The organism is Streptomyces sp. NPDC006385 (assembly GCF_040612485.1).
Classification (GTDB): domain Bacteria; phylum Actinomycetota; class Actinomycetes; order Streptomycetales; family Streptomycetaceae; genus Streptomyces.
Genome location: NZ_JBEXQG010000002.1, coordinates 217,824 through 242,232, shown reverse-complemented (window position 1 = coordinate 242,232; position 24,409 = coordinate 217,824). Strand labels below are relative to the sequence as shown.

Below are 24,409 nucleotides of genomic sequence, written 5' to 3'. Positions count from 1 at the left end.
GTCACTGGTCCACACGCAGGGTGAACTCCACTCCCTCCAGGGCGAGTTCGCGCAGCCACTCCTGCGAGCGGGCCGCCGTCCCGGCGGCGCGGTTCAGGCCCGCCGGGAGGGAGCCGTCCAGGATGTGGCGGACGCCGAGGGCGAGGGGACGGGAGACACAGCGGGCCATCGCGCTCTCCTCCGCGTCCCCGGCCAGGTCGAGAAGGTAACTGCCGGACCACGTCCGCCCCGCCCCGCCGCGCACGTCCAGCGACACGACGAGGACGACACGGTCGCGATCGGCGTCCGTGGTGGGGTGGGCGGCCGCCAACTCCCCCGCCAGCGTGGCGATTCGGGCGTCGTCCCCGTTCTTCAGCTCCCCGAAGACGGCGTCCCAAGCGCGCAGCCAGCCCTCCAGGCGCAGGGTGCCGCGCACGAAGGTCCGCGGTTTCCAGGCGGGCGGCAGTCCGTACTGCTCGATGAACGGAACGCTGTCGCGGTTGGGGTAGACCTCGAACGCCTCCCCGTCGACGACATACCGCCGCGTCGCCTCCCACGGCCGCTCGGCGACGGTCTCGGCACCGTCCTGGACGTAACGGGCCGGTGTGCGCAGGGCGTTGAGAACACCGGCGGGAGCCCAGCTGAAGCGGTACCTGAAGTCGTTCGGGACGGCGGGGACGCCGCCGCAGTACGAGGTGAGGCTGTACGAGGCGGTCGTGTCGTCGCCGACGGCCTCCCGGGCGCGGCCGACGAGGCAGTGGGCGAAGAGGTGGTCGATGCCCGGGTCCAGGCCGGCCTCCGTGAGGACGACGAGTCCGGCCGCGGCGGCCGACGGCACCTGTGCGAGGACCGCGTCCGAGACATAGCTGGAGCAGGCGAAGTGCGCCTGTTGCTGGACGCAGGCCGCCAGGATCCCCGCGTGCTCCGGTGCGGGCAGCATCGATACGACGACATCGCCGGGGGCCAGTTCGGCCGTGAGCGCCCGGAGCGTGTACGCGCGGGGCTCGGCACGTGCGGTCAGTCCCAGCCGGGCCAGGGCTTCGGCCGCGCGGTCCTCGGTGCGGTGCCACAGCCGTACGCGGTCGGTGGCGTCGCACAGCCGCGCCAGGCCGCTGCCCGTGGAGAGTCCGGCGCCGACCCAGTGGACGGTGCCCCCGGCGGGAACTCTGGCGGAGCGGTCAGACATCACCGAACGTCCCTTCGTCGATGCCGAGTTCACGGCAGGCCCGATGGAACCGGTCGAGACAGCGCCCCCACGGCCCACCCGTCTCGAACCGGAGCAGTTGGGGCAGCAGCGCCGCCGAGAAGTCGGTGCTGGACTCGCGGGGCAACAGGGAGGGCAGGTTGTCGATGGCGATGAGGTCCAGCGGCGGTTCCTTGCGCAGCCGGCGCACGGGCTCGGTCCAGTCGGTGGTGCGGTCGTAGACCGGCAGGACGTTCAGCGGGGAGCCGACGTCGACCGTGACATCGCAGAGGGTGCGCAGCCGGCGGGCGGGCTCGTCGAGGTCCTGCTCGCGGAGGAAGGGCGGGACGGGCGTGGTGGCGAGGACGGCGTTCACCAGCACGTCGTGGCCCAGCAGCGCCGGGCGGTCCAGGTCGCGGGTCTCGGCCAGGTCCCAGGGCGTCGCCTCGACCCCTGCGGTCCCGAACGCGAGCCGAGCGCCCCGTCCGCTGCGGCCCAGGGCGCCGATCACGAGCGCCGTGAACTCCTCGTCACCCGCCGCCGGTCGCAGGACCTCGTCCAGTTCCTCCTTCGAGGTGGGCGTCAGCGGCGCCGCGAGCCGCCCGCGGTGCTGCAGGACGGCCAGGGCGGCACCCAGGTAGCCGGCCCAGAATCCGAAGGCGGCGAGGCGGCGGCCGCTGTCGTCCACCAGGTACTCCAGGTCGAGCAACGCCCCCGCCCCGGCGGCGAACCTCCGGAGCAGGTCCTCGGCGCCGGGCTGCTGCTTGTAGGCGTGCCCGAAGAAGACGTGCCTGTGCGTCAGCCGGACCGGCTGATCCGGGAGTTCCTTCAGTCCGACCACCACGACGGCGGCGGGTGCCTGCGTCCAGGAGCCCGCGGGGGCGACACGGCAGCCGGCCGCCTCGTACTCCTCGACCGGGAAGACCCGCTGCGGGGACTCCTCGACGGTCAGCGTCACTCCGCTCTCGACGAGCCGCCGTGCGTCCGACGGCACGATCGGGGTGCGTCGCTCGGTGGAACGGACCTCGTGGCGCAGCCACAGGTGGAGATCGGTCATACGCGGTTGGCCTCCGGGCGCGGGGCGTCGGCCGCGAACCGGCCGGCGCTCAAGGGGCTGACGTCCACGAAGGGTACGCGGCCGAGGTACAGGTCGCGGACGACCTCGCCGACGGCCGGTCCCTGGAGGAAGCCGTGGCCCGAGAAGCCGGTCGCGTACAAGAAGCGGGACACGGAAGTCGCCTCGCCGATCAGCGCGTTGTGGTCGGGAGTGACCTCGTACAGGCCCGCCCATCCCCCGGTCCGGCGCAGGTCGAGGAGGGCGGGGGCGCGGTGTTCCATGGCCGCGGCCAGGCGGGGGATCCAGCGGTCGTGGGTGTCGGTGGCGAAGCCGGGCCGCTCGTCGGGGTCGGACATGCCGAGGAGGAGGCCGGGGCCCTCGCCGTGGAAGTAGAGGCTGGTGGTGAAGTCGATGGTCATGGGCAGGTTCGGCGGCAGTCCGGCGACCGGTTCGGTGACCGCGATCTGGCGGCGCAGCGGCACCACCGGCAGGTCCACGCCGACCATGGCCCCGATGGCTCGCGACCAGGCGCCGGCCGCGCAGACGACCGTGTCGGTGGTGATGGGGCCGATGGTCGTCGTCACGGCGGTGATCCGGTCGCCGTGCAGTTCGATGCCGGTGACGTCGGTGTGCCGTAGGATCCGCGCGCCGTGCCGGCGGGCGGCGGATGCGTAGCCGTGGACGACGGATTCGGGGGTGCAGTGGCCGTCGTCGGGCGAGAACGCGGCTGCCAGCAGGCCGTCGGTGGTGATCAGCGGGGAGAGCCTGCGCGCCTCGGCGGGGTCGATCATCCGGCTGGGCACGCCGAGGGAGTTCTGCAGCCTCACGCTCGCCTCGAAGCCTGCGACCTGCTCGGGCGTCGAGAGCAGGAAGAGGTAGCCGACGCGGTGCAGCCCGATGTCGTACCCGGTCTCCTCCTCGAACCGCCCGAACGCCTCCAGGCTGCGCGCCCCGAGCCGGATGTTCAGCTCGTCGGAGAACTGCGCCCGCACCCCGCCCGCCGCCTTGGACGTGGATCCGGACGCGAGCTCGTCCCGCTCGACGAGCACCACGTCCCGCACACCGGCGCGGGCGAGGTGACAGGCGATGCTGGTCCCCATCACGCCGCCCCCGATGACGACGACGCTCGCATGCGTGTTCACTGGACCACCTTCCTGACTGCCCCGACACCAATGCCGTCGCCTGTCTCTCCGGAGAGGAACCGGAGAGGAAGAGGACGTCATCGGTCATGACCTCTTCCTGTCCGGACGGGTCTCGTGGCAATCAGGACAGGTGCGCGACCGCGTCCAGATGGGGCAGGTGATGGTCGAGGCGCTCCCGCTTGGTGCGCAGGTAGGTGATGTTGTTCTCGCACGGCGGGATCAGCAGCGGGACCTGCTCGGCCACCTGGATGCCGTGCCGCAGCAACGCCTCGCGTTTGCGCGGGTTGTTGGACATCAGGCGGACGCTGCGTACGCCCAGGTCGTGCAGGATCTCGGCGGCGACACCGTAGTCACGGGCGTCCACCGGCAGGCCGAGCGCGAGGTTGGCCTCGACGGTGTCCAGGCCCTCCGCCTGCAGGGCCATCGCGCGCAGCTTGGCGAGCAGGCCGATGCCGCGGCCCTCGTGGCCCCGCAGGTAGACGACGATGCCGCTGCCTTCGGCGACGACCGCGCGCAGGGCGGAGGAGAGTTGGTCGCCGCACTCGCAGTGCTGGGAGCCGAAGGCGTCGCCGGTCAGGCACTCGGAGTGCAGCCGCACCAGGACACTCTCCGTGCCTATCTCCCCGTAGACGAGGGCCACTTGCTCGTCACCTCGGTCGTGGTCGAGGTAACCGATCGCGCGGAATTCCCCGTACACGGTGGGCAGGGGGGCATTCACGACGCGTTCCGCACCGGAACGCTGCGTCCGCTGGCCGGACTTCTTGCCGAGCACACCAACTTTTTCTGTCATGATTCTTCAGTTCCTAAGCAGAGACGAAAGGCCGGGAAAAGATGAGTGATTCGCAGACGCGGCCGGCGGCACACTCGCTGGTGCCGGCGGACACCACCGAGGACGTACGGACGCGAGGAGCGGGCGTCTCACGACAGGTCGCGGTCCTTCCCGTCGGAAGCTTCGAGCAGCACGGCCCGTTCCTTCCGCTGGCCACCGACACGCTCGTGGCCTGCGCCGTCGCGCGCGAGATAGCGGCCGCGCACCCGGTGCACCTCCTCCCGCCGGTGACGATCTCCTGCTCGCACGAGCACGCGGACTGGCCGGGGACCGTCAGCATCTCCTCAGTGACCCTTCATGCGGTGATACGGGACATAGCGGCTTCGCTCCGCCGGTCCGGCGTCGACGCCCTGGTAGTGGTCAACGGGCACGGCGGAAACTACGTACTGGGCAATGTCGTTCAGGAGTCCTCCGCGCGCGGCGAGCGAATGGCGCTGTTCCCGGCCCCGGAGGACTGGGAGGCGGCGCGGGAGCGGGCGGGGGTGGAGACCTCGCTGCTCACCGACATGCACGCGGGGGAAATGGAGACCTCCATCCTTCTGCACGCTCATCCCGAATTGATCCGACCCGGTCATGAGACTTCCGATTTCGTGGCGGACGACCGCCGCCATCTGCTGACCCTCGGTATGTCCGCCTATACCGATTCGGGTGTCATAGGCCGTCCTTCGCTGGGTTCTGCGGAAAAGGGGAAGTTGCTGCTGGCGAGCCTCGCGGATTCCTTCGGCGCGTATGTGTCACTGCTGACCTCCGCGGACGATTCCGTACGGGACACGGGAGACGCAAGGGCATAGCCGGTGTACCAGCGGGCGACGAGGACGAGGGCGCCGGGCAGGGCGGCCGCGAAGCTGAGCACGCCGTACACGACGGCGACGGCCAGTCCGCTGCTCGCGCCGAGGCCCGCGGCGCCGAACGCCCAGGCGGTGACGCCCTCCCGTGGCCCCCAGCCGCCGACGTTCAGGGGCAGGCTCATGGCGAGCAGGGCGAGGACGGCGAGCGGCAGCAGGACGGCCACGGAGGCGGCGGCGCCCGCGACCCTCGCGGCGAGCACGAACATCGCGAGGTGGCCGGCGAGGACGATGACGGAGCAGACCGCGACACCGGGTCCGTTGCGGCGGGACAGCAGGGCTTCCCGGGCCTCGTCGAGCGTGGTGCGCAGTGCCGTCGGCGTCGTCCGTGCGCGGCGGGAGGACGCCCGGTTCATGCGCACGGCGGCCGTGACGGCCAGTGCGCCCACCGCGGCGAACAGCAGGACGGGGGCGAGGTCCCGGGCCTCGTTCAGCACGGGTGACGGCATGGACAGCAGGACGACGGCGCCGACGACGGCGAGGGCGGCCTGGCCTGCCGTCCGCTCGAGAACGACCGCGCGTACACCGCGCCCCAGGTCACCGGTGCTCTGCCCGTGTCGCACCGCCCGGTGCACATCGCCGAGGACGCCGCCGGGAAGGGCCGCGTTGAGGAACAGGGCGCGGTAGTAGTCGGCGACGGCCGGCCCGAGCGGCAGCCGGATCCGCAGTCCACGCGCCACCATCTGCCAACGCCAGGCGCTGAACAGCGTGGTGACGCCTCCGATCACGAGCGCCAGACCCAGCGCCGGCCCGTCGATCCGCCGCAGCCCGTCGAGAAAGGCGCCGCTGCCGAGCCGCCAGAACAGCACGCCGAGGATGACGACGCCGGCGGCTGTGCCCAGGTGGGTGCGGAAGGCGGGGGTGTTGAGCCGGGACAGGAGGGCGCGGAGGGAGGCGCGCAGGGGAGTGCGCAGGGGGGTGCGGGGGCGCGGTGCGGCGTTGGGGGCGGCCTCCGATTGTGGTTCGGCGGCGATGACGCCGATGCGGGGGGAGGCATCTGCGACGGTGGGCGTCGGTACGCGCGTCTCGCCCGAACGGCCCGGACGCCGTTCCCTCGGCCTGGCGCCCCGTCGCTCGGCGCGCGACCTCGCCACCGTCTCCACGCTCATGACGCTCCGCCCGTCGGTCGGCACAGGGCCAGCAGGTCGCTGTGGTGGACCACGACGCGCAGTTCGCCGGCCTGGCAGGCGGCGAGGCGTTCGCGCAGGTAACGGTCGGCGCGCTCGCGCAGTTCGGGGCGCTGCTCGACGGCCGCGCCGACCCAGCCGCGCAGCCACTGGGCGGTGAGCGCCGACTCGGCGGGGCCGAGACGCCAGGGGCTGGGATGCACCTGGACGGTCGCGCCGTGCTCGGAGAACGCCTCGGCCGCCGCGGTGATCGCGTCCGGGCCGAGCAGGCCCGAGCGCCGCTGGTGGGCGTTGAACGCCTCAGTGATCTGCGCGTCCAGCGGATCGGACGGGGTGAGTTCGACGCGGCCGGCGACGGAGAGCGTCAGCAGCGCCGGGCAGCCCGCGCCCGCGCAGGCGGCGGCGAGCGTGTCGACCTGCTCCCGGGTGAGCACGTCCAGCAGCGCGGAGGCCGTCACCAGCGAGGCTCCGACGAGGGCGTCCGGGGTGAGACGGCCGACGTCGCCGCGGCGTGTCTCGACGGTGACGCGACTGCCGTCGGCGGACGAGCGCGGCGAGCCGACGGCCGCGAAGTGCAGCAGGTACGGGTCGCGGTCGTGCAGGACCCAGTGCTGGGCGCCGTCCAGGTGGGGAGCGAGCCAGCGGCCCATGGAGCCGGTGCCGCAGCCCACGTCGTGGATGACCAGTCCGCCGGCGCGTCCCGGCAGATTGGCGAGCCGGATCCGCAGCGGGTCGAGCAACTCGTGCGCCCGCGCGGTGGCATCGACGCCCTCCCGCAGCTCCAGCCACTCGGGGGCGTAGCGGGGCGCCTCGTCCGGCTCGGCGTCCCTGAGCCGCACGGTGGCCCGCTCACCGGGGCGGACGGTGGGACCGGCACCGAGAATCACCGCGTCCTCATCGGACGCCGCCGGTACGGACATGCCGCTCATGCCACCCTCCGCCGAAACGATCCCGCGCCGCGGACCGGGCTGCGCCGGAATCGTCCCCCCGCCCTGTGTCGTCGCCGTGTTCCTCATGCCGTCCTCCGGGGTTCGTTCGGCAGTCGGCCCAGTACCGCGGCCAGGCTGCGGGCCGTGGTGGCCCAGCCGTCCAGGGCGGCCCGGCGTCGCCGGGCCGCCGCCTTGAGCCGGCGTCGTACGTCCGCCTCACCGAACCAGCCGCGCAGTTCGGCGGCGATCGCGGCGGGGTTCTCCGGCGGGACGAGGATGCCGGGGACCCCGCCGTCGGGAGCCCGGCCGACGGCCTCCGGGAGGCCGCCGACGTCTGTCGCCAGCACGGGGACACCGCGCGCGAGCGCCTCCGTCACCGCCATGCCGTACGTCTCGGCGTAGGAGGTGAGCACCATGAGGTCGGCGGCGTGGTAGCTGGCGTCGAGTTCGGCGCCGGCCTGGGGGCCCGCCAGCACCAGCCGGTCCTCGATGCCGTGCTCGGCGATCTGGGCCCGCAGCGCGGCCACGTACTCGGGGTCCTGGTTCAGCCCGCCCACGCACACACAGCTCCACGGCAGGTCGGTCACCGTCGCCAGCGCCTGCACCAGCCGGTGCTGTCCCTTGCGCGGGGTCACGGCGGCCACGCACAGCAGCCGCGACACGCCGTCCGTGCCGGACGCGAGGGGCGCGATGTCGGCGCCGGGGGCGGCGACATGGACCCGCTCGGGGTCGAGGCCGTGGTGGGAGACGAGCCGGCGGACCGCCCAGTCGCTGGTGGCGATGACCGCGGGGACCGCCCGCAGCACCGTGCGCTCGCGCGCGTCCAGCTCCGCGGCGACGGCGGGCTCCAGCCCGGTCTCGTCGCCGAGCGGCAGATGGACGAGGACCGCCAGCCGCAGCCGTTGCGCCTGAGGGACGATGATCTCGGGGACGCCGCAGGCCACCAGCCCGTCCAGGAGGACGACCGTGCCGTCCGGGAACTCCCGCAGGGTGCGGGCGAGTTCCGCGCGGGCCGCCGCCTCGGGGCGGGGCCAGCTGCCGTCCACCGCGTGCTTGCGCACCTGCCAGCCGAAACCGGGCAGGTCCAGGCTCACGCGCCGGTCATAGGCGTTGCCGCCGCTCGGCACGGCCGGATCGTCGACGCCGCCCGGCATCACGAAGTGCACGGAGCGCAGGGACATGGGGATGATCTCGGCGTTCTTCAGGACGGAGTGCTGTACGGGCACGTACCCGAGGGAGGGCTGCTCCGGCTGGGCGAGGGCCACGTTCTTTTCGAGCGTCACGTCGGTCACAGCGCACGCTCGTAACTCGCCCACGCGACGTGCGACTCGTGCAGCGTGACGGTCAGTCCGGCGAGGCCCTTGGCGCCCTCGCCCAGCGCGCCCTTCTCGATCCGCTCGGCCAGCCGGTCCGCGATGACCTTGGCGAGGAACTCCGTGGAGGTGTTGACCCCGGCGAAGTCGGGTTCGTTGTCGAGGTTCCGGTAGTTCAGCTCGCCTACTACGGCCCCCAGTTCCCGCGTGGCCAGTCCGATGTCGACGACGATGTTGTCGTCGTCGAGCTGCTCACGCCGGAACGTGGCGTCCACCAGGAACGTCGCTCCGTGCAGGCGCTGCGCGGGTCCGAAGACCTCCCCGCGGAAGCTGTGGGCGATCATGATGTGATCGCGGACGGTGATGCTGAACAACGGACGACCCTCCAGGTGCGGTGCGCTCCTCATCCCCCGCTGATCACTGCCGGGGATGCCGTGTAGTACGGCTCATCGCTTCCCGGTGTTCAGCGGTCTCTCACTCTTTTCTCAGGTCAGGCGCTTTTGCCGTCCCAGGGTTCGAAGGACTCTGAACGACTCCGGGCGCAACGGGTACGTCAGTCGTGGTCGGCGTACCGGACCCGGTGACACAGCGCGGGAACCTCACCTGAGGTCAGCTTCGGCAGCACGTCCGGCAGTTCCTCGAAGGCGCACTCCGAGGTGACGAGCGCGTCGAGGGCCGGGTCGGCGAGCAGGTCGAGGGCGAGGGCGAGCCGGTCGGCGTAGGTGCGGCTGGCCCGGCGGGCCGGGGAGACCGTGCCGACCTGGCTGCTGCGGATGACGAGCCGCCGGGAGTGGAAGGCCTCGCCGAGCGGCAGGGTCACCTGCCGGTCGCCGTACCAGCTGAGTTCGAGGACGGTGCCCTCGGCGGTGAGCAGTTCCAGGGACCGGGCGAGTCCCTGTTCGGTGGCGCTGGCGTGGACGACCAGGTCGCATTCGCCGAGCGCCTCCTCGGGCGAGGCGAAGCCGACCCCGAGCGCCTCGGCGACCTCGGCCCGGCCGGGATCGGCGTCGACCAACTGGAGCCGTACGCCCGGGAAGCGGGCCAGCAGGGCGGCCACCGAGCAGCCGATCATGCCGCCGCCGACCACGGCGATCCGGTCGCCGACCAGGGGCGCCGCGTCCCAGAGGGCGTTGACGGCGGTCTCGACGGTGCCGGCGAGGACGGCCCGTGCGGCGGGCACGGTGTCCGGTACGACGGTCACCGCGCTCGCGGGGACGACGTACCGCGTCTGATGCGGATGCAGACAGAAGACCGTACGGCCGACGAGTTCGTCCGGCCCCTCCTCCACCACGCCGACGCTCAGGTAGCCGTACTTCACCGGGGCGGGGAACTCGCCCTCCTGGAACGGTGCCCGCATCGCCGCGTACTGGCTCTGCGGGACGCCGCCCCGGAAGACCAGCGTCTCGGTGCCCCGGCTGACCCCGGAGTACAGCGACCGCACCAGCACCTCGTCCCGGCCCGGCTCCGGCAGAGCCGTCTCCCGGATCTCTCCTTCACCCGGAGAGCTGAGCCAGAACGCGCGTGCGGTGCGGTTCATCGGGATCCTCCTGAACGATCGTGAAGCTGAGCACGTACCGAGGTGTGCACAGGCCGCGCACAGTACGCGGCCTTGATCGACTCTGTCACCTGGCCGGAGGAATGTGCGGTGGCCCTGAACAACACGTACGGCGCGAGGCTGGTCCAGCAGGAGACCGCGGTGGGAGCGGGCGTTCAGATCCTGCTGCTGGCCCTGCTCGGCTCGGCGATCGGCATGGGGCCGGCGGGCTGGCTGACCGGCCTCGCCTTCGCCATCGCCAGCTGGGCGGTGCTCTCGCGGGCCCTGCACCGGTCCCGGCTGCGCTCCTTCGGCCCGGCCAACCGGGTCACCCTGGGCCGGGCGACCCTGGTGGGCGGCGTGACGGCCCTGGTGGCGGACTCCTTCCAGAGCTCACCGCCGGTGACGCTGTTCGTCGGCCTGACGGCGGTCGCCCTGATCCTGGACGGCGTGGACGGCAAGGTGGCCCGCCGCACGGGCACGTCCACGGCCCTCGGCGCCCGCTTCGACATGGAGGTGGACGCGTTCCTGATCCTCGTGTTGAGCGTGTACGTCTCGATGTCGCTGGGTCCCTGGGTGCTCCTCATCGGCGCGATGCGCTACGGCTTCGTCGCCGCCGCGCGCGTCTGGCCCTGGCTGAACGCCGCCCTGCCGCCGAGCACGGCCCGCAAGACGGTCGCCGCGTTGCAGGGCGTGTTCCTGCTGCTGGCCGCCTCCGGTCTCCTGCCGTACGTGGCGACGTTCGCGGTCACGGCGACGGCGCTCGCGGCGCTGGTCTGGTCGTTCGGGCGGGACGTCCTGTGGCTGTATCGGACGTCGCGCACCCGGCGGCGGGCGCCTGTGGCGGAGGTACGGGAGCTGGTGGCGTCCTGAGTGATCAGCCGTCGAGGGGCATCCGGTACACCGTCGATTCCCTCGCCGTGAACCCGAGGCGTTCGTACAGCCGGTTGGCCGCGGCCCGGTCCGGCCGCGAGGTGAGGTCGACGGTCCGCGCCCCCGACTCCCGTGCCAACCGCACCGCCTCGCGCATCAGCAGCCCGGCGACTCCGTGACCGCGTGCGGCACCGTCGACGACCACGTCCTCGATACGGGCGCGCAGCCCCGCGGGCACGGGAAACACCACGAGGGTCAGAGTGCCGACGATCTCGCCCGCCGCCCGTGCCACGAGCACGGTGTTCGCGTCGCACCGCACGATGCGGTCGACCGCCGCGAGGTCGAGGGGCTTCGCGGTCCGGGACAGCTGCGGCAGCAGCCGGCCGAAGGCGGCCACGAGTTCGGCGCTGGTCTCCCGGGCGATCTCCACCTGAACGTCCATGCCGGGGACCCTACCTGCGCGGCAGCAACCCGATCGCCGCGGCCGGCACGGCCGCCAGCACCAGCCAGGGCACAGCCGCCGGGAGGCCGGTGTCGAGGAGCGTGCCGGTCGCCGAGCTGCCGACGAGGACGATCAGGCCGGAGACCGAGGACAACGCGCCGGTGTAGAGGCCGAGCCGGCCCTCCTCGGCCAGGTCGGGGACCCAGGCACGGGCGACCGGGGCGACGAGCATCTGGCCGAGGGTGAGCAGGACGACGAAGCCGGCCGCGGGCAACAGGCCGAGCGTGCCGGTCCAGCCGGCGGGCCGGGCCGCGGCCACGACCGTGAAGCCCACGGCGATCAGCAGCAGCCCCGCCGTCATCGACCGGCGCAGGTCGAGCCGCTCCCCCACCCAGCGCGTCACCGGCAGCTGGGCGACCACCACGAGCAGCGAGGACAGGGCGAACAGCCAGGCCACCGGCGCCTGGGAGCCCATGGCGCGTTCCACCTCGGCGGGGAGGGCGAGGTAGAGCTGGTTGTAGGCGAGCAGGTAGGCGCCGTACGCGCAGCACAGGGCGAGGAAGCGGCGGTTGCGCAGGAGCTTGCCCATGCCGCCGCGGACGGCGACGCGTTCGCGCCCGGGTATGTGCTGCGGCAGCAGCCAGGCGTGTCCGGCGAGGACGAGGACGAAGATGCCGGCACCGGCCAGGCAGACCGTACGGAAGTCCACCGACAGCAGCAGCGCGCCGAGCAGCGGCCCGACGAACGCGCCCGCCTGCCCGGCCACCGTCAGCAGCGCGAGGACGCGGGTGCGGGAGCCGCCGCCCGACTCCTCCCACATCACGGCCTGCCGGGCGACCTCGGACTCGACGGCGGGCGAGAACAGCGCGGCGGCGAGCCCGATCAGCAGCACCGCGCCGATGACCGACCAGGTCTCCCGTGCGTACCCGAGCCATGCGAACCCGGCGATCCGCAGCACGCAGCCGGCGAGTACGACCGGCCGGATGCCGTACCGGTCGGCCAGCGCGCCGCCCACCACGAACAGCCCCTGCTGGCTGAAGGTCCGCAGCCCCAGCACGAATCCGACCAGCCAGCCCGCCATGCCGATGCCCTGTCCCAGGTGCTCGGCGAGGAAGGGCAGGACGGCGTAGAAGCCGATGTTGAAGGCGAGTTGGGTGCCGATGAGGAGGCGGAGGAGGGGGGAGAGGCGAGGACGGTCCGGAGCCTTGCCGAGGCTGACTGCCAACGAGGTCATCGGGTGGCGACCACCTTCCTGGTGTGGGACCGCTCGTCGGACGGCGGTGGGGCGGGTTCGGTCCTGCGGGGTCGCCGCCGCACGCCTCCGGCCGCCGTCACCGCCAGCGCCCCGAGCAGGGCGAGTACGGCCGCGGGGGCGAGGACCGCCCAGGGCGCGCGCTCGGCGTAGGGCTGGTTCTCGGCGAGGAGCAGGCCCCACTCCGGGGAGGGCGGCTGGGCGCCGAGGCCGAGGAAGGCCAGCGAGGCGAGCGCGAGGGCGATGCCGGGCAGCCGGAGCAGGGCGTGCCGGGTGACGTGCGGCAGCACGGCGGGGAGGAGTTCGTGCCGCAGCAGGTACCAGCGGCCGGCGCCCAGGGCACGGGTCGCGGTCAGGTGGAGGGCGGCGCGCTCCTGCCGGAGGAGGGCGGCGGTGTGGGCGGCCAGCGGCGCCCAGGCGACGGCGGCCACGGCGAGCGCGGGCGCGGCGGTTCCGCTGCCGACGATCGCGGTGACGAGCAGGGCGACGAGGACCGGCGGCAGCGCGGTGACGGTGTCGACGAGCGGGCCGGACAGCCGGGGCAGCAGGCCGAGCGCCACTCCGGTGAGCAGGGTCACTGCGGTGAGCGCGAGGGCGAGCAGCAGGGTGTCGAGAGCGCCGTGGCCGACGCGGGCCAGGACGTCCCTGCCGAGCGCGTCGGTGCCGAACGGGTGCGCGAGGGAGGGGGCCGCGAGTCGTTCGGCGGTGTCGAGGGCGAGCGGGTCGCGGGGCAGACCGAGGGCGATGACGCCCGCGAGCAGACCGCCGTGGACGAAGGGCAGGATCCCGCGGGCGGGCGGCGCGGGACGGTGCGGGGACGGAAGCGCGCCGTCGCGCAGGGCCGGGCCGATCAGCAGGCGGGTGAGGAGGTGGGCCAGTGCGGCGGCGGCCGCGGCGAGCAGGACGAGGGCGAGCGTGCCGGCCTGGAGGACGGGCAGGTCCTGGGCGAGGGCGGCCTGGAGGGTGGTGCGGCCCAGACCGGGGATGTCGAAGATCTGCTCGACGGTGACCGATCCGCCGGTCAGTCCTACGACGAACAGGCCGGTGTTGGGCAGCAGCCCGGGCAGGCAGCGGCGCAGGGCCTGCCGGGCGACGGCGTGGCCGGGCAGTCCGCGTGCGGTGGCGGCCAGGGCCCAGGGTTCGGTGAAGGCGCCGGGCAGCAGGTCGTCGAGGAGCCTGCCGAGGACGGCTCCGGCGGGCAGGCCGAGGGCGAGGGCGGGCAGGACCGTCCACTGGGGGCCGTACCAGCCGAGGGCGGGCAGCCATCCGAGCTGCACACCGACGACGGTGGCGAGCACGGACGCGGTGAGGAACTCGGGCAGCGCGGCGAGGACGGCGGAGCCGCCACCTCCCGCCCGTCGCCCGTCGAGCCGCCGGTGTGCGCCGAGCCACAGGGTGCGGGCGCAGATCAGCGCGGCGGTGACGGCGGCGGCCACGAGGGCCACCGCCATCAGCAGCAGGGAGACGCCCAGGGCCTGGAGCACGGCGGGCGTGACCTCGCCGCCGGAGATCCACGACCGTCCGGCGTCCCCGCGCCACAGCCCGCCCAGCCACTGCCCGAGCAGCGGGAACGGTCCGGCGTCCAGGCCGAGTTGGGCGCGGATGTCCGCCAGCACCTCGGGCGTGGGGTCGCGGTCCGCCGAGCGGGCCTTGAGCACGGTGAGGGCCGGGTCGGTGTGCGAGAGCCAGGGCAGTACGCCGATGGCGCACACCAGGGCGGCCGCGATCCCCGCACGCCACAGGAGCGTGACTGCCTGGCGCCGCACGGGTCAGCGCCGGGTGCCGATGCCGACGAGGGTGCGCTCGTACGGGTCGAGGAGCGCGCCTCGCACGGAGGTCACGACGCCGGTGATGATGCGCTGGTGGACCAGCGGTACGACGGCGTCCGTGCCGAGGATCCGCGCCTCGGCCGCCATGACCGCGTCCTGCCGCTCGTCGGTGTCGGCGGCGTCCGCGGCCTTCGCCACGGCGCGGTCGACGTCCTTGTCGCAGAGCAGCGCGAGGTTGTAGCCGCCGTCGCAGGTGTAGTCGCCGGCGAGGACCCCGACGGGGTCGCCGGTGTCGACCAGGCTGTTGCGGGCGCCGACGAACGCGTCGAACTCGCCGTCCAGCGCGTCGCTCTCCAGCCGCGCGTACTCGCGCACTTCCAGCGTGACCTCGAACCCGGCCTTCTCCAACTGCTGCTTCAGCACCTGGGCGACCTCCGGCAGCTCGGGCCGGTTGTCGTACGTGGCGAGGGTGATCCGGGTCCCATCGGGCTTGCCGGCCTTCGCGCGTCCGACCGGCTCGGTCCGCTTGCCGGCGGCCCAGGTGACGGCGGGCCCGTAGATGCCCGCGCCCGCGTCGGCGTATCCCTCGTAGACGTCCTCGGCGAGTACGGAGGTGTCGACGGCCTGCCGGGCGGCGGCCCGCAGGGCGGCGTCCTTGAAGGGGCCCTTCGCGGTGTTGAGGAGCAGGCTCGTGGTACGGGTCGTGGCGGTCGCCTCGCGGGTGCCCTTGTCGAGGGTGGCGGCCTGGGCGACGGGGATCGCCTCGGCGAGGTCGACCTGGTTCGTGCGCAGGGCGCTCGCGCGGGCGGTGCCGTCTGCGACGAACTTCACGTCGATGCCGGGGGCCTGGGCGCGGCCGCCCCAGTAGTCGTCGTAGCGGTCGAGGGTGGCCGCGGTGGCCCCCGTGACCTTGGTGAGTTCGAAGGGTCCGGTGGCGGTGCCGACCGGGTCGGCCTTGTCCTTCTTCTCGTACGCCTTGGCGGAGAGGATGGCGAGGGAGGGGCTGGACAGGCGCAGCGGCAGGACGGGGTCGGGGTTCTTTGTGGTGATGCGCACGCCGGTGCCGCCCTCGGCCTTCGCGGTGAAGGTGACGCCGGCGAGGGCGGCGGGGGCGGGCTCGGCCTGCGCGGCGCGGGTGAGGGCGGTGGCGACGGCGGCCGGGGTGACGGCCGTGCCGTCCTGGAAGGTGGCCTCGCGCAGGGTGAACAGCCAGGTGCGGTCGTTCTCGCGGCGCCAGGAGGCGGCGAGGGCGGGGGCGGCGGCGCCGTTGGCGTCCAGCGCGGTCAGGCCCTCGGTGACACCGAGGCGGCTGAGGATGGTGGCGTCGGCGCCGTACGGCGAGAGGCTCTCGGCGGGCGGGAAGGCGAGGGCGACGCGCAGGCGGGAGCCGTCCTGGGAGTCGCCCGCGGCATCGCCGCCGCCGGAGGCGAAGCAGCCGGCGAGGACGGGGGCCAGGACGAGGGCGAGGAGCGGGCGGATTCGGCGCACGGTCTATCGCCCCATCGGTATCTCGAAGTGGACGACGTCCTTGCCGCCGTCGAGGTCCTCGCGTTCGTCGTGCACGACCTTGCCGAGCGAGCGCCAGAAGCTCTCGGCGCCGGGCACCTTGGGGTCGGTGTGCAGATAGACGGATCGGTAGCCGCCGTCCGCGGCCGCGAAGGCGAGCAGTTCGTGGACGAGCCGCCCGGCCAGGCCGCGCCTGCGGTGCTCGGGGCGGACGTAGACGCGGCGCAGCTGCGCGGTCTCGCCCGAGGGGTAGCGCTCGGCGAGACGGCGCGGGTTCGGGGGGTGGGCGGGGCCGCGGGAGTCGAGGGCCGCCGTGGCCACGACGGCCTGGTCACGCGGGTCGAGCGCGACGAGGAGGGTGTGGCGGGGCGGGACGAGGTAGGCGGCGGCCGGGTCGATGATGTCCGCGTGCCAGCGGGGCACATAGCCGGTGCCGAAGTCGCGGTAGACGGTGTCGAGCATCAGGGCTCGCGCACCGTCCAGATCGTCCGGGCTGGCCGCCCTGATGCTGTAGTCATGCACTTGCACATCATATGCATCAGGCCGAAGGAGGTGATCACGGAGGCGCTCACGACCACCCCTCCCTCCGGTAACTCCCATACGGCCCAGGCGATTTGACAGTGATCGCGAGCCGCCGACACCCTAGCCACATGACATCCATTTTCAACAAGTCTATCCCGGCCGCGAAGGCGGGTTGCTGATGCGTATCGCTTTCGTCGGCAAGGGTGGCAGCGGCAAGACGACCCTGTCGGCGCTTTTCTCCCGCCACCTGGCCCGCTCCGGCGCTCCCGTGCTGGCCATCGACGGCGACATCAACCAGCACCTCGCGCAGGCGCTGGGTCACGAGGGAGACACGCTGGACGCCCCGCCCCTCGGCGCCCATCTGAGGGACGTCAAGGAGTTCCTGCGCGGCACCAACCCGCGCATCCCCTCCGCCGACGCCATGATCAAGACGACCCCGCCCGGCAGGGGCTCACGCCTGCTGACCCTGCTCGGCGACGACGAACTGCACGCGCGGCACGTGCGGCGCGTGGGGGACGTGCCGGTGATGGTGACGGGCGAGTTCGACGAGAGCGACCTCGGGGTGGCCTGCTACCACTCCAAGCTCGGCGCTGTCGAGCTCTACCTGGGCCATCTGGTCGACGGACCCGGCGAGTACGTGGTGGTCGACATGACGGCGGGCGCGGACGCGTTCGCGTCGGGCCTGTTCACCCGTTTCGACATGACCTTCCTGGTGGCGGAACCCACGCGGAAGGGCGTCTCGGTGTACCGCCAGTACCGGGACCACGCGAGGGAGTTCGGCATCCGCATCGCGGTCATCGGCAACAAGGTGACGTGCGAGGACGACCTGCTCTTCCTCAAGGAAGAGGTCGGCGACGACCTCCTCACCCACCTGGTCCACTCCTCCTGGGTCCGCGCGGCCGAACAGGGCCGGGAGCAGGGCGAGCTGGAGTCCCACAACGTCCACGCCCTGAACGTCCTGCGCGAGGCGGTCGACGCCCACCCCAAGGACTGGCCCACGACGCACGGCCACGCCGTCGAGTTCCATCTGCGCAACGCGCGCGCGTGGGCGGACGACAGGACGGGCCACGACCTGGCCGCGCAGGTGGACCCGGAGTTCGTCCCGGGTCCGGCGGGAGCGGCGGGTCCGACGGATCCGGCTGATCCGGCTGATCCGGCCTGACGGCAGCGCGCCCCCCAGCCCCACTCATCACCACCCCGGAACAGGAACATACGCACATGTCTCTCGACGTCTCCCCGAAGCTCCTCGCCGAAGCCGAGCACGGCGACATCCGCGAGGAGGAATTCGTGGACACGGTCCGCACCTCGCTGCCGTACGCCTACGACCTGGTCGCCTCCCTCGCCGCCGAACTGCGTGAGGGCACGGCCGAGTTCACCGACAACCAGACCCCTCCCCCGTCGGAGCGGGAGCGCGGCCAGCTCCTGCGCGCCCTCGCCAGCGATGCCATCCGCGGCAGCCTGGAGCGCCACTTCGGCGTGACCCTCGCCTTCCAGAACTGCCACCGGGTGGCGGCGTTCCGGCCGGAGGCCCGGGGCGGGGAGACGCATGCGCGGTTCACGTCCGTGCGGTCGCAGGTGCTGAACCAGTCGCCGGAGTTCCGGGACTGCTGACCGCGCCGCGGATGAGGCTTTCGTCGCCCCGTCTGCTCGGCGCCCGTCGCGCCGAGCAGACGGCAGCGTGTTGACGTCGTCAACAGATAGCCGCCTTTCCTTGGTTCGCCATCTCGTGTACGGTGTCAGCCGCCATCGCACTCCCTCTGTCACGATGAGTCCGCGGAGACGGGGCGAGGCGCGAAGGAGCGAGGGGCAGTGAGCCAGGCACTGGTCGGCGGCAGGTTCCGCATGGGGCAGGTCGTCGGCAGGGGCAACATGGGCGAGGTCCATCGCGCCGAGGACCTGCACGCCCCCGAGGGCGCACCCGAGCGCACCGTCGCCGTCAAGACGATCCTGCGCCGCCGCACCGGGACGCGGATCGACACCGGCAGCGACACGAAGGCCGCCCAGCGCTTCTCCCGTGAGGTGCGCATCATGCGTCGGCTGCGCCACCCCAATCTGACCCGCCTGGTGGCCGGCGGCATCGACGAGCGGGCCGCACTGCCCTACCTCGCCATGGAGTTCCTGGACGGCGAGCCCCTGCGGGACCTCGTCGAGGAGGAGTCACAGCTACCCGTTCCGTGGGCCGCCGCCATCGGCGCGCAGATCGCCGCCGGGCTCGCCGCCGCGCACGCCGTCGGCGTCGTGCACCGCGACCTGAAGCCGGCCAACGTGATGCTCACGCACGGCGGCACCGTCAAGATCCTCGACTTCGGCATGGGCAGCGTCGTCGACGACCCGGACCAGACCCGGCTGACGAGCACGGGTGTCAGTGTGGGCACGGCCCGCTACATGGCCCCGGAACAGTGCCAGGCCAAGCAGGTGACGCAGGCGGCCGACCTGTACGCGCTGGGGTGTGTGCTGTACGAGATGCTGGTCGGAGTCCCTCCGTTCACCAGTGAGTCCGCGTACGAGCTCGCCGACCGGCATGTGCGTCACCACCCCGCCCCGGTCCGTGCGATCCGCGCTCAGGTTCCGGTCGAGCTGGCCCGGCTGGTGGGGCGTCTGCTGGCCAAGGACCCCGCGGACCGTCCCGCCGACGCGGTGACCGTCCGGGACGCGCTGGTGCCGCTCGCCGTCTCCGACGCCGGGGCATCGCTGCTCCCCCACTGGGAGGCACTCGATCCGACGGTGGCCGTGCGCGAGGCTGCCCCGGCACCGGCAACCGTGCCCGCAGGTGACGCGGAGGAGCCCGCCCCGCCGGCACCGGTCCCGGGTGCCGGCATGGACGTCTTCGGTGTCCACCGGGCGCTCATCAGGGACTACCGCTCCTTCACGGAGGGCGGCACCGTCATCCGCGACGCCCGGATCACGGACTTCGTCGAGGGGGAACTCGACGACAAGTCCCAGTGGCCGGACCCGTGGCTGTCGCTCAACCCGTTCTTCGAGGGCGGCGGCACCGTGGCCGAACTGGCCCAGCGCGAAGTGCTGCACCCCGAGTGCGCCCGCGTCTTCCAGGCGAGGAAGACCGAGGGTGGCACCGTCTGCGACGGCCGCCCGCTCACCCTCCACCGCCACCAGCGCGACGCCCTCGACGCCGCCGCCTCGGGCGCCTCGTACGTGCTGACCACCGGCACCGGCTCGGGCAAGTCGCTGTCGTACATCGTGCCGATCGTGAACAAGGTGCTGCACGAGCGTGACGAGGCAGGCCCGAACGCTCCGAAGCGCGTGCGGGCGATCATCGTGTATCCGATGAACGCGCTCGCCAACAGCCAGCTGCGGGAGTTGGAGAAGTACCTGCGGGACGGCTACGGCGCGGGCCGCGAGCCGGTCACCTTCGCCCGCTACACGGGCCAGGAGGACGACGAAAAGCGCAAGGAGATCCGGGACAACCCGCCGGACATCCTGCTCACCAACTACGTGATGCTGGAGCTGATGCTGACCCGCCCGGCCGACCGGGCGAGCCTCATCAGGATGGCGCGGGGCCTGGAGTTCCTGGTCTTCGACGAACTGCACACCTACCGCGGCCGCCAGGGCGCCGACGTGGCCCTGCTGATCCGCCGCGTCCGCGAGGCGTGCCAGGCGGAGAACCTCCAGTGCGTCGGGACGTCGGCGACCATGTCGACGGAAGGCACGCTGGAGGACCAGCGGGCGGTGGTCGCCGACGTGGCCACCACCCTGTTCGGTACGCCCGTGCGACCCGAGCACGTCATCGGCGAGACCCTGGTCCGCGCGACCGGCGAGCCGCCCGAGTACGTACCGGCCGAGCGCCTCACATCCCCCGGCGCCCCGCGCGCCTACGAGGACCTGGTGCGTGACCCGCTGGCGCGGTGGATCGAGGGCCGCTTCGGCCTGGTCGAGGACGCGGAGTCGGGCCGACTGGTCCGTCAGCGGCCGGCGAAGATCGAGGTCGCGGCGAAGGAGCTGAGCGAGCAGTCCGGCGTGCCCGAGAGTGACTGCGTCGCCGCCGTCCGCGCCACGCTGGAAGCGGGTTCGCAGGCCCGCCACCCGGTGACCGAACGGCCGCTGTTCGCGTTCCGGCTGCACCAGTTCCTGTCCAAGGGTGACACGGTGCACGTCACCCTGGAGGACAAGTCCTCCCGCCACCTCACCCGCTCCTACCAGCTCGAACAGCCCGGCAGCGGCGGCAAGTTGCTGATGCCGCTGGCGTTCTGCCGGGAGTGCGGCCAGGAGTACCTGACGGTGTGGCGGACCGAGAAGGACGGGGAGGTCCGCTACGAGGCCCGCCGCGACACCTCCGCGACCGGCGGCCGGCAGGGCGACGGGTACCTGTACATCGACCACGAGCGGGAGTGGCCGTCCGACACGCAGTACGCCGTGGACGACCGCCGACTGCCGGAGTCCTGGCTGGAGTTGGACGACAAGGGCCAGGAGGTCGTCAAGCGCGCCTACCGCGACCGCGTCCCGAAGGCCGTCACCGTCGACCCGTACGGCCGGGAGGGCCAAGGTGAGCTGAAGGCCGCGTTCATCCCGTCGCCGTTCCTGTTCTGCCTGCACTGCGGTGTGGCCTACGAGCAGACACGCGGCCGGGACTTCGCCAAGCTGGCCACGCTGGACCAGGAGGGCCGTTCCTCCGCGACCTCGCTGGTCTCGGCGTCGATCGTCCGCTCGCTGAAGTCGGTACCGGACGAAGCCCTCGACGACAGGGCACGCAAACTCCTCACCTTCGTCGACAACCGTCAGGACGCCTCCCTCCAAGCAGGCCACTTCAACGACTTCGTGCAGATCACCCAGCTGCGTGGCGCGCTCTACCGGGCGGCCCTGGACGCGGGTGAGGACGGCCTGCACCACGAGGAGCTGGCCTCGGCGGTGAGCAACGCGCTCGGCGTGTCCCCCGCCGACTACACGGGCGAGTCCGACCTGCCGCCGTCACTCGCCCGCAACGCGGCGCGCACGCTGCGGGACGTGGTCGCCTTCCGCCTGTATCTCGACCTCGAACGCGGCTGGCGCATCACCATGCCCAACCTGGAGCAGACCGGCCTGCTGGAGATCGATTACGAGGACCTGGGCTGGGTCGCCGCCAGGCAGGACCGCTGGGAGGGCACGCACCAGGCGCTGCGGGACGCCGACCCGGCGCTGCGGGCCGAGGTCATGAAGGCGCTGCTGGACGAGATGCGCCGCTCGCTGGCCATCGACGTGTCCTACTTCCGTGACGACACCTTCGACTCCCTCCAGCGCGCGAGCGAGGAGCGGCTGGTCGACCCATGGGTGCTGTCCTCCGCCGACAAACCCCGGGTCGGCACCGCCTACCCGCACCCGTCCCGGCCCGGCATGGACCGTTCGAGCCTGTTCCTGTCGGCGCGCGGCAAGTTCGGCAAGTACCTGCGGCGCACGGACCGCATCTTCCGCGACCTGGACCAGGACGACCTGCAGCTGATCGTCGCGGAGCTGCTGAAGGTCCTCACCAAGGCGGGCCTGGTCAAGGAGGTGGAGGCCGCCCCGCAGCGCGCCGGCCGCTACCGCAGGGCGTCGTCCGCGACCGCGATCGGCTACCGGGTGGCGGCCCAGTCGCTGGTGTGGCGCGCGGGCAAGGGAGAGTCGGGCGCCCACGACCCGCTGACCCGCACGTACCAGAGCGGCGACGGCCCGCGCGTCAACACGTTCTTCCTCAGGCTGTACCGGGAGACCGCCGACGCCCTGTCGGGCCTGTACGCCCGCGAACACACGGCGCAGGTGTCCCCCGAGGACCGCGAGGCGCGTGAAAAGTCCTTCCGTGAGGGCGAGTTGAAGCTGCTGTACTGCTCTCCCACGATGGAGCTGGGCGTCGACATCTCCGAGCTCAACGCGGTGATGATGCGCAATGTGCCGCCCACGCCCGCCAACTACGCCCAGCGTTCGGGCCGCGCGGGCCGCAGCGGCCAGCCCGCCCTGGTCACGACGTACTGCGCGACGGGCAACAGCCACGACCAGTACTACTTCCGCCGCTCCGAGCGGATGGTGGCGGGCGCGGTGGCCCCGCCGCGCCTGGACCTCGCCAACGAGGACCTGGTCCTCTCCCACCTCCAGGGCATCTGGATCGCCGAGGCCGGGCTGCGCCTGGGCCGATCCATCCCCGAGGTGCTCGACGTGTCGTACCCGGACACCGGCGACCGCCCGGACCCGGCCCTGCACCTGCTGCCGGACATCCGGGACGCGGCGCACGACGACGGCGCCCAGCGGCGCACGGTCGACGCGGCACTGCGCGTCCTCGGCCCGCTGTTCAGGGACTTCGCGGACACCACGTGGTGGCACGACGACTGGATCGACGACAAGGTCCGGACCGTCGCCGAGCGCTTCGACCGCGCCTTCGACCGCTGGCGCAGCCTGTTCCGCTCCGCCCTGGACGACCAGTACGTCCAGAACAAGCGGCGTCTCGACTACAGCCTCACCGAGGGCGACCGCAACCGTGCCAACGCCCGCCGCCGCGAGGCGGAGACGCAGCTGAACCTGCTGATGAACGAGAGCGTCGACAGCAAGTCGGTCCTCTCCGACTTCAACCCCTACCGCTACCTGGCCTCCGAGGGCTTCCTGCCCGGCTACAGCTTCCCGCGCCTGCCGCTCGCCGCGTACATCCCGACGATCGGCCGCCGCCGCGGCGACGGCGACTACCTCCAGCGCCCCCGCTTCCTCGCCATCCGCGAGTTCGGCCCCGGCGCGCTGATCTACCACGAGGGCGCCCGCTACCAGGTCACCCGCATCCAGCTGCCGCCGGACTCCTCCGGCGAGCTCACCACCGGTGAGGCGCGGCGCTGCGCGAACTGCGGCTACCACCACGACCCGAAGGAGCGCGAGGACCGCTGCGGCTTCTGCGACGAGACGCTCGGGGCGGCGACGTACGGCCTGCTGCACCTGCACACCGTGTACACCACGCGCCGGGAGCGGATCTCCTCGGACGAGGAGGAGCGGCGCCGGGCCGGCTTCCGGCTTCAGACCTCGTACCGCTTCCACGACCACGGAACCCGCAAGGGCCGCCGCAACGCCACGGTCACGGACTCGTCGGGCGAGCGGCTCGCCGAGATCGCCTACGGCGACTCCGCGACGATCCGCGTCACCAACACGGGCCGGGTACGGGCCCGCGCGGACGAGCCGCCGGGCTACTGGCTGGACCTGGCCGACGGCCGCTGGATGAACGACAAGGACGCGGCCGAGGCGTCCGGCGACTCCACCGAACTCCCGCTGGCGGACGCGGACGGCACCGAGCGGCGTCGCAGGAAGCGGGTCATCCCGTACGTGGAGGACCGGCGCAACATCCTCGTCGTCACCCTCGACGAGGCGCTGCCCGAGCCGATCGCGCTGACGCTGATGTACGCCCTGGAGCGGGGCATCGAGGCCGCGTTCGAGCTGGAGGACGCCGAGCTGGCGGGCGAGTTGCTGCCGCCGGACGACGGCCCGCGGCGCCGCATCCTCTTCATGGAGGCGGCGGAGGGCGGCGCGGGTGTGCTGCGCCGTCTCCAGGCGGAAGGGGACGCGCTCGCCAGGGCGGCCCGACGCGCGCTGGAGATCTGCCACTTCTCCGCGGACGGCGAGGACGAGGGCGACGAGAGACACCGCCCGGGCCGCGCCTGCGCCCTCGGCTGCTACGACTGCCTCCTCACGTACGGCAACCAGCTCGACCACGCCCGGATCAACCGGCACACGGTGGCCGGCCTGCTGGTGCGGTTCGCTTCGGCGTCGGCGCGGGGCGAGGCGCGCGGTGAGTCGCGGTCGGAGCAGTACCGGCGGCTGCTCGACCGGTCCGGGACGAGCCCGGTGGAGGAATCCGCGGCGGAACTGGCCGCGCGGGGCGACTTCCTCGGGTGGGCGAAGGCGCGGGGCCTGCGTCTGCCGGACGGGACGAGCGTGCCGCTGGCCGAGGCGAACGCCGTCCCCGACTTCGTGTACCGGCTGCCGGGCGCGAAGGTCGCCGTGTTCGTCGACTCCCCCGGCACGGCAGCGGACACCACTCGGGACGCCGCGGCCGAGGAGCGGCTGTACGACGCCAACTGGGACGTGGTCCGCTTCCCGCACGGCGCCGACTGGGACGCCATCGCCGCCGCCCACACCCGCTACTTCGGCTCCCCGGCCACGAACTGAC

18 protein-coding genes and 1 pseudogene are annotated in these 24,409 nt (G+C 72.8%); 5 read left to right on the top strand and 14 right to left on the bottom strand.

From position 1 onward, the window contains the following. Position 1: 1 nt before the first annotated feature. The 4 genes from ABZ078_RS02515 to ribA all read right to left on the bottom strand — a co-directional run bounded on the left by ABZ078_RS02515 (position 2) and on the right by ribA (position 4,151). Positions 2-1,165, bottom strand: coding sequence for a saccharopine dehydrogenase family protein (locus ABZ078_RS02515; RefSeq protein WP_356570838.1), 1,164 nt, complete (start codon positions 1,163-1,165; stop codon positions 2-4). After that, positions 1,158-2,219, bottom strand: coding sequence for a saccharopine dehydrogenase (locus ABZ078_RS02510; RefSeq protein ID WP_356570836.1), 1,062 nt, complete (start codon positions 2,217-2,219; stop codon positions 1,158-1,160). Before ABZ078_RS02510 ends, ABZ078_RS02515 begins: the two co-directional genes overlap by 8 nt. Continuing rightward, a complete protein-coding gene (locus ABZ078_RS02505) occupies positions 2,216-3,361 on the bottom strand; it encodes an FAD-binding oxidoreductase (RefSeq protein WP_356570834.1) in 1,146 nt (381 codons plus the stop codon). The genes ABZ078_RS02510 and ABZ078_RS02505 overlap by 4 nt, the downstream gene beginning before the upstream one ends. A 121-nt stretch (positions 3,362-3,482) precedes the next feature. After that, positions 3,483-4,151 carry a GTP cyclohydrolase II gene (ribA, locus tag ABZ078_RS02500; protein ID WP_356570832.1) on the bottom strand — a complete coding sequence of 223 codons (669 nt, stop codon included), beginning with the start codon at positions 4,149-4,151 and terminating at the stop codon, positions 3,483-3,485. A gap of 41 nt (positions 4,152-4,192) precedes the next feature. On the opposite strand from ribA, the gene ABZ078_RS02495 reads away from it, so the two are divergent. Continuing rightward, positions 4,193-4,981: a creatininase family protein gene (locus tag ABZ078_RS02495; RefSeq protein ID WP_356570830.1), complete on the top strand. Its 789-nt coding sequence runs from the start codon at positions 4,193-4,195 to the stop codon at positions 4,979-4,981. Positions 4,982-5,079: 98 nt separating this feature from the next. Here ABZ078_RS02495 and ABZ078_RS02490 read toward each other — a convergent pair. From ABZ078_RS02490 to ABZ078_RS02470, 5 genes and pseudogenes are all read right to left on the bottom strand, one after another. Next, positions 5,080-6,144: pseudogene (locus tag ABZ078_RS02490) on the bottom strand (lysylphosphatidylglycerol synthase transmembrane domain-containing protein); the annotation flags it as partial. Beyond that, positions 6,141-7,178 carry a class I SAM-dependent methyltransferase gene (locus ABZ078_RS02485; protein ID WP_356570828.1) on the bottom strand — a complete coding sequence of 346 codons (1,038 nt, stop codon included), beginning with the start codon at positions 7,176-7,178 and terminating at the stop codon, positions 6,141-6,143. The pseudogene ABZ078_RS02490 and the gene ABZ078_RS02485, both read right to left, overlap by 4 nt. Continuing rightward, entirely contained in the window at positions 7,175-8,383 is a 1,209-nt protein-coding gene (locus ABZ078_RS02480) for a glycosyltransferase family 4 protein (RefSeq protein WP_356570826.1), read from the bottom strand. The genes ABZ078_RS02485 and ABZ078_RS02480 overlap by 4 nt, the downstream gene beginning before the upstream one ends. After that, entirely contained in the window at positions 8,380-8,778 is a 399-nt protein-coding gene (locus ABZ078_RS02475) for a 6-carboxytetrahydropterin synthase (protein ID WP_356570824.1), read from the bottom strand. The genes ABZ078_RS02480 and ABZ078_RS02475 overlap by 4 nt, the downstream gene beginning before the upstream one ends. A gap of 179 nt (positions 8,779-8,957) precedes the next feature. Further along, on the bottom strand, positions 8,958-9,941 hold the full coding sequence (locus ABZ078_RS02470) for a zinc-binding alcohol dehydrogenase (protein ID WP_356570822.1): 984 nt from the start codon (positions 9,939-9,941) through the stop codon (positions 8,958-8,960). A gap of 108 nt (positions 9,942-10,049) precedes the next feature. Between ABZ078_RS02470 and ABZ078_RS02465 the strand changes: the two genes are divergently transcribed. Next, on the top strand, positions 10,050-10,811 hold the full coding sequence (locus tag ABZ078_RS02465; RefSeq protein WP_356570821.1) for a CDP-alcohol phosphatidyltransferase family protein: 762 nt from the start codon (positions 10,050-10,052) through the stop codon (positions 10,809-10,811). Between the two features lie 4 nt (positions 10,812-10,815). On the opposite strand, the gene ABZ078_RS02460 is transcribed toward ABZ078_RS02465, so the two are convergent. Genes ABZ078_RS02460 through ABZ078_RS02440 form a run of 5 tightly spaced genes read right to left on the bottom strand, consistent with a single transcriptional unit; the run spans position 10,816 to position 16,302 of the window. Continuing rightward, entirely contained in the window at positions 10,816-11,253 is a 438-nt protein-coding gene (locus ABZ078_RS02460; protein WP_356570819.1) for a GNAT family N-acetyltransferase, read from the bottom strand. Between the two features lie 10 nt (positions 11,254-11,263). After that, the gene (locus tag ABZ078_RS02455; RefSeq protein WP_356570817.1) at positions 11,264-12,487 is read right to left on the bottom strand and encodes an MFS transporter; all 1,224 of its coding nucleotides are present in this window, start codon (positions 12,485-12,487) and stop codon (positions 11,264-11,266) included. Continuing rightward, positions 12,484-14,271 carry an ABC transporter permease subunit gene (locus ABZ078_RS02450; protein ID WP_356570815.1) on the bottom strand — a complete coding sequence of 596 codons (1,788 nt, stop codon included), beginning with the start codon at positions 14,269-14,271 and terminating at the stop codon, positions 12,484-12,486. Before ABZ078_RS02450 ends, ABZ078_RS02455 begins: the two co-directional genes overlap by 4 nt. 3 nt (positions 14,272-14,274) lie before the next feature. Beyond that, entirely contained in the window at positions 14,275-15,762 is a 1,488-nt protein-coding gene (locus ABZ078_RS02445; RefSeq protein ID WP_356570813.1) for an ABC transporter substrate-binding protein, read from the bottom strand. A 3-nt stretch (positions 15,763-15,765) separates the two neighbouring features. Beyond that, on the bottom strand, positions 15,766-16,302 hold the full coding sequence (locus tag ABZ078_RS02440) for a GNAT family N-acetyltransferase (RefSeq protein WP_356570811.1): 537 nt from the start codon (positions 16,300-16,302) through the stop codon (positions 15,766-15,768). A gap of 178 nt (positions 16,303-16,480) precedes the next feature. Between ABZ078_RS02440 and ABZ078_RS02435 the strand changes: the two genes are divergently transcribed. From ABZ078_RS02435 to ABZ078_RS02425, 3 genes are all read left to right on the top strand, one after another. After that, positions 16,481-17,464, top strand: a complete 984-nt coding sequence (locus ABZ078_RS02435) for an ATP-binding protein (protein WP_356570809.1) — start codon at positions 16,481-16,483, stop codon at positions 17,462-17,464. Between the two features lie 56 nt (positions 17,465-17,520). After that, entirely contained in the window at positions 17,521-17,913 is a 393-nt protein-coding gene (locus ABZ078_RS02430) for an SCO5389 family protein (RefSeq protein ID WP_356570807.1), read from the top strand. Positions 17,914-18,144: 231 nt separating this feature from the next. Beyond that, on the top strand, positions 18,145-24,408 hold the full coding sequence (locus tag ABZ078_RS02425; protein ID WP_356570900.1) for a protein kinase: 6,264 nt from the start codon (positions 18,145-18,147) through the stop codon (positions 24,406-24,408). Position 24,409 lies beyond the last annotated feature (1 nt).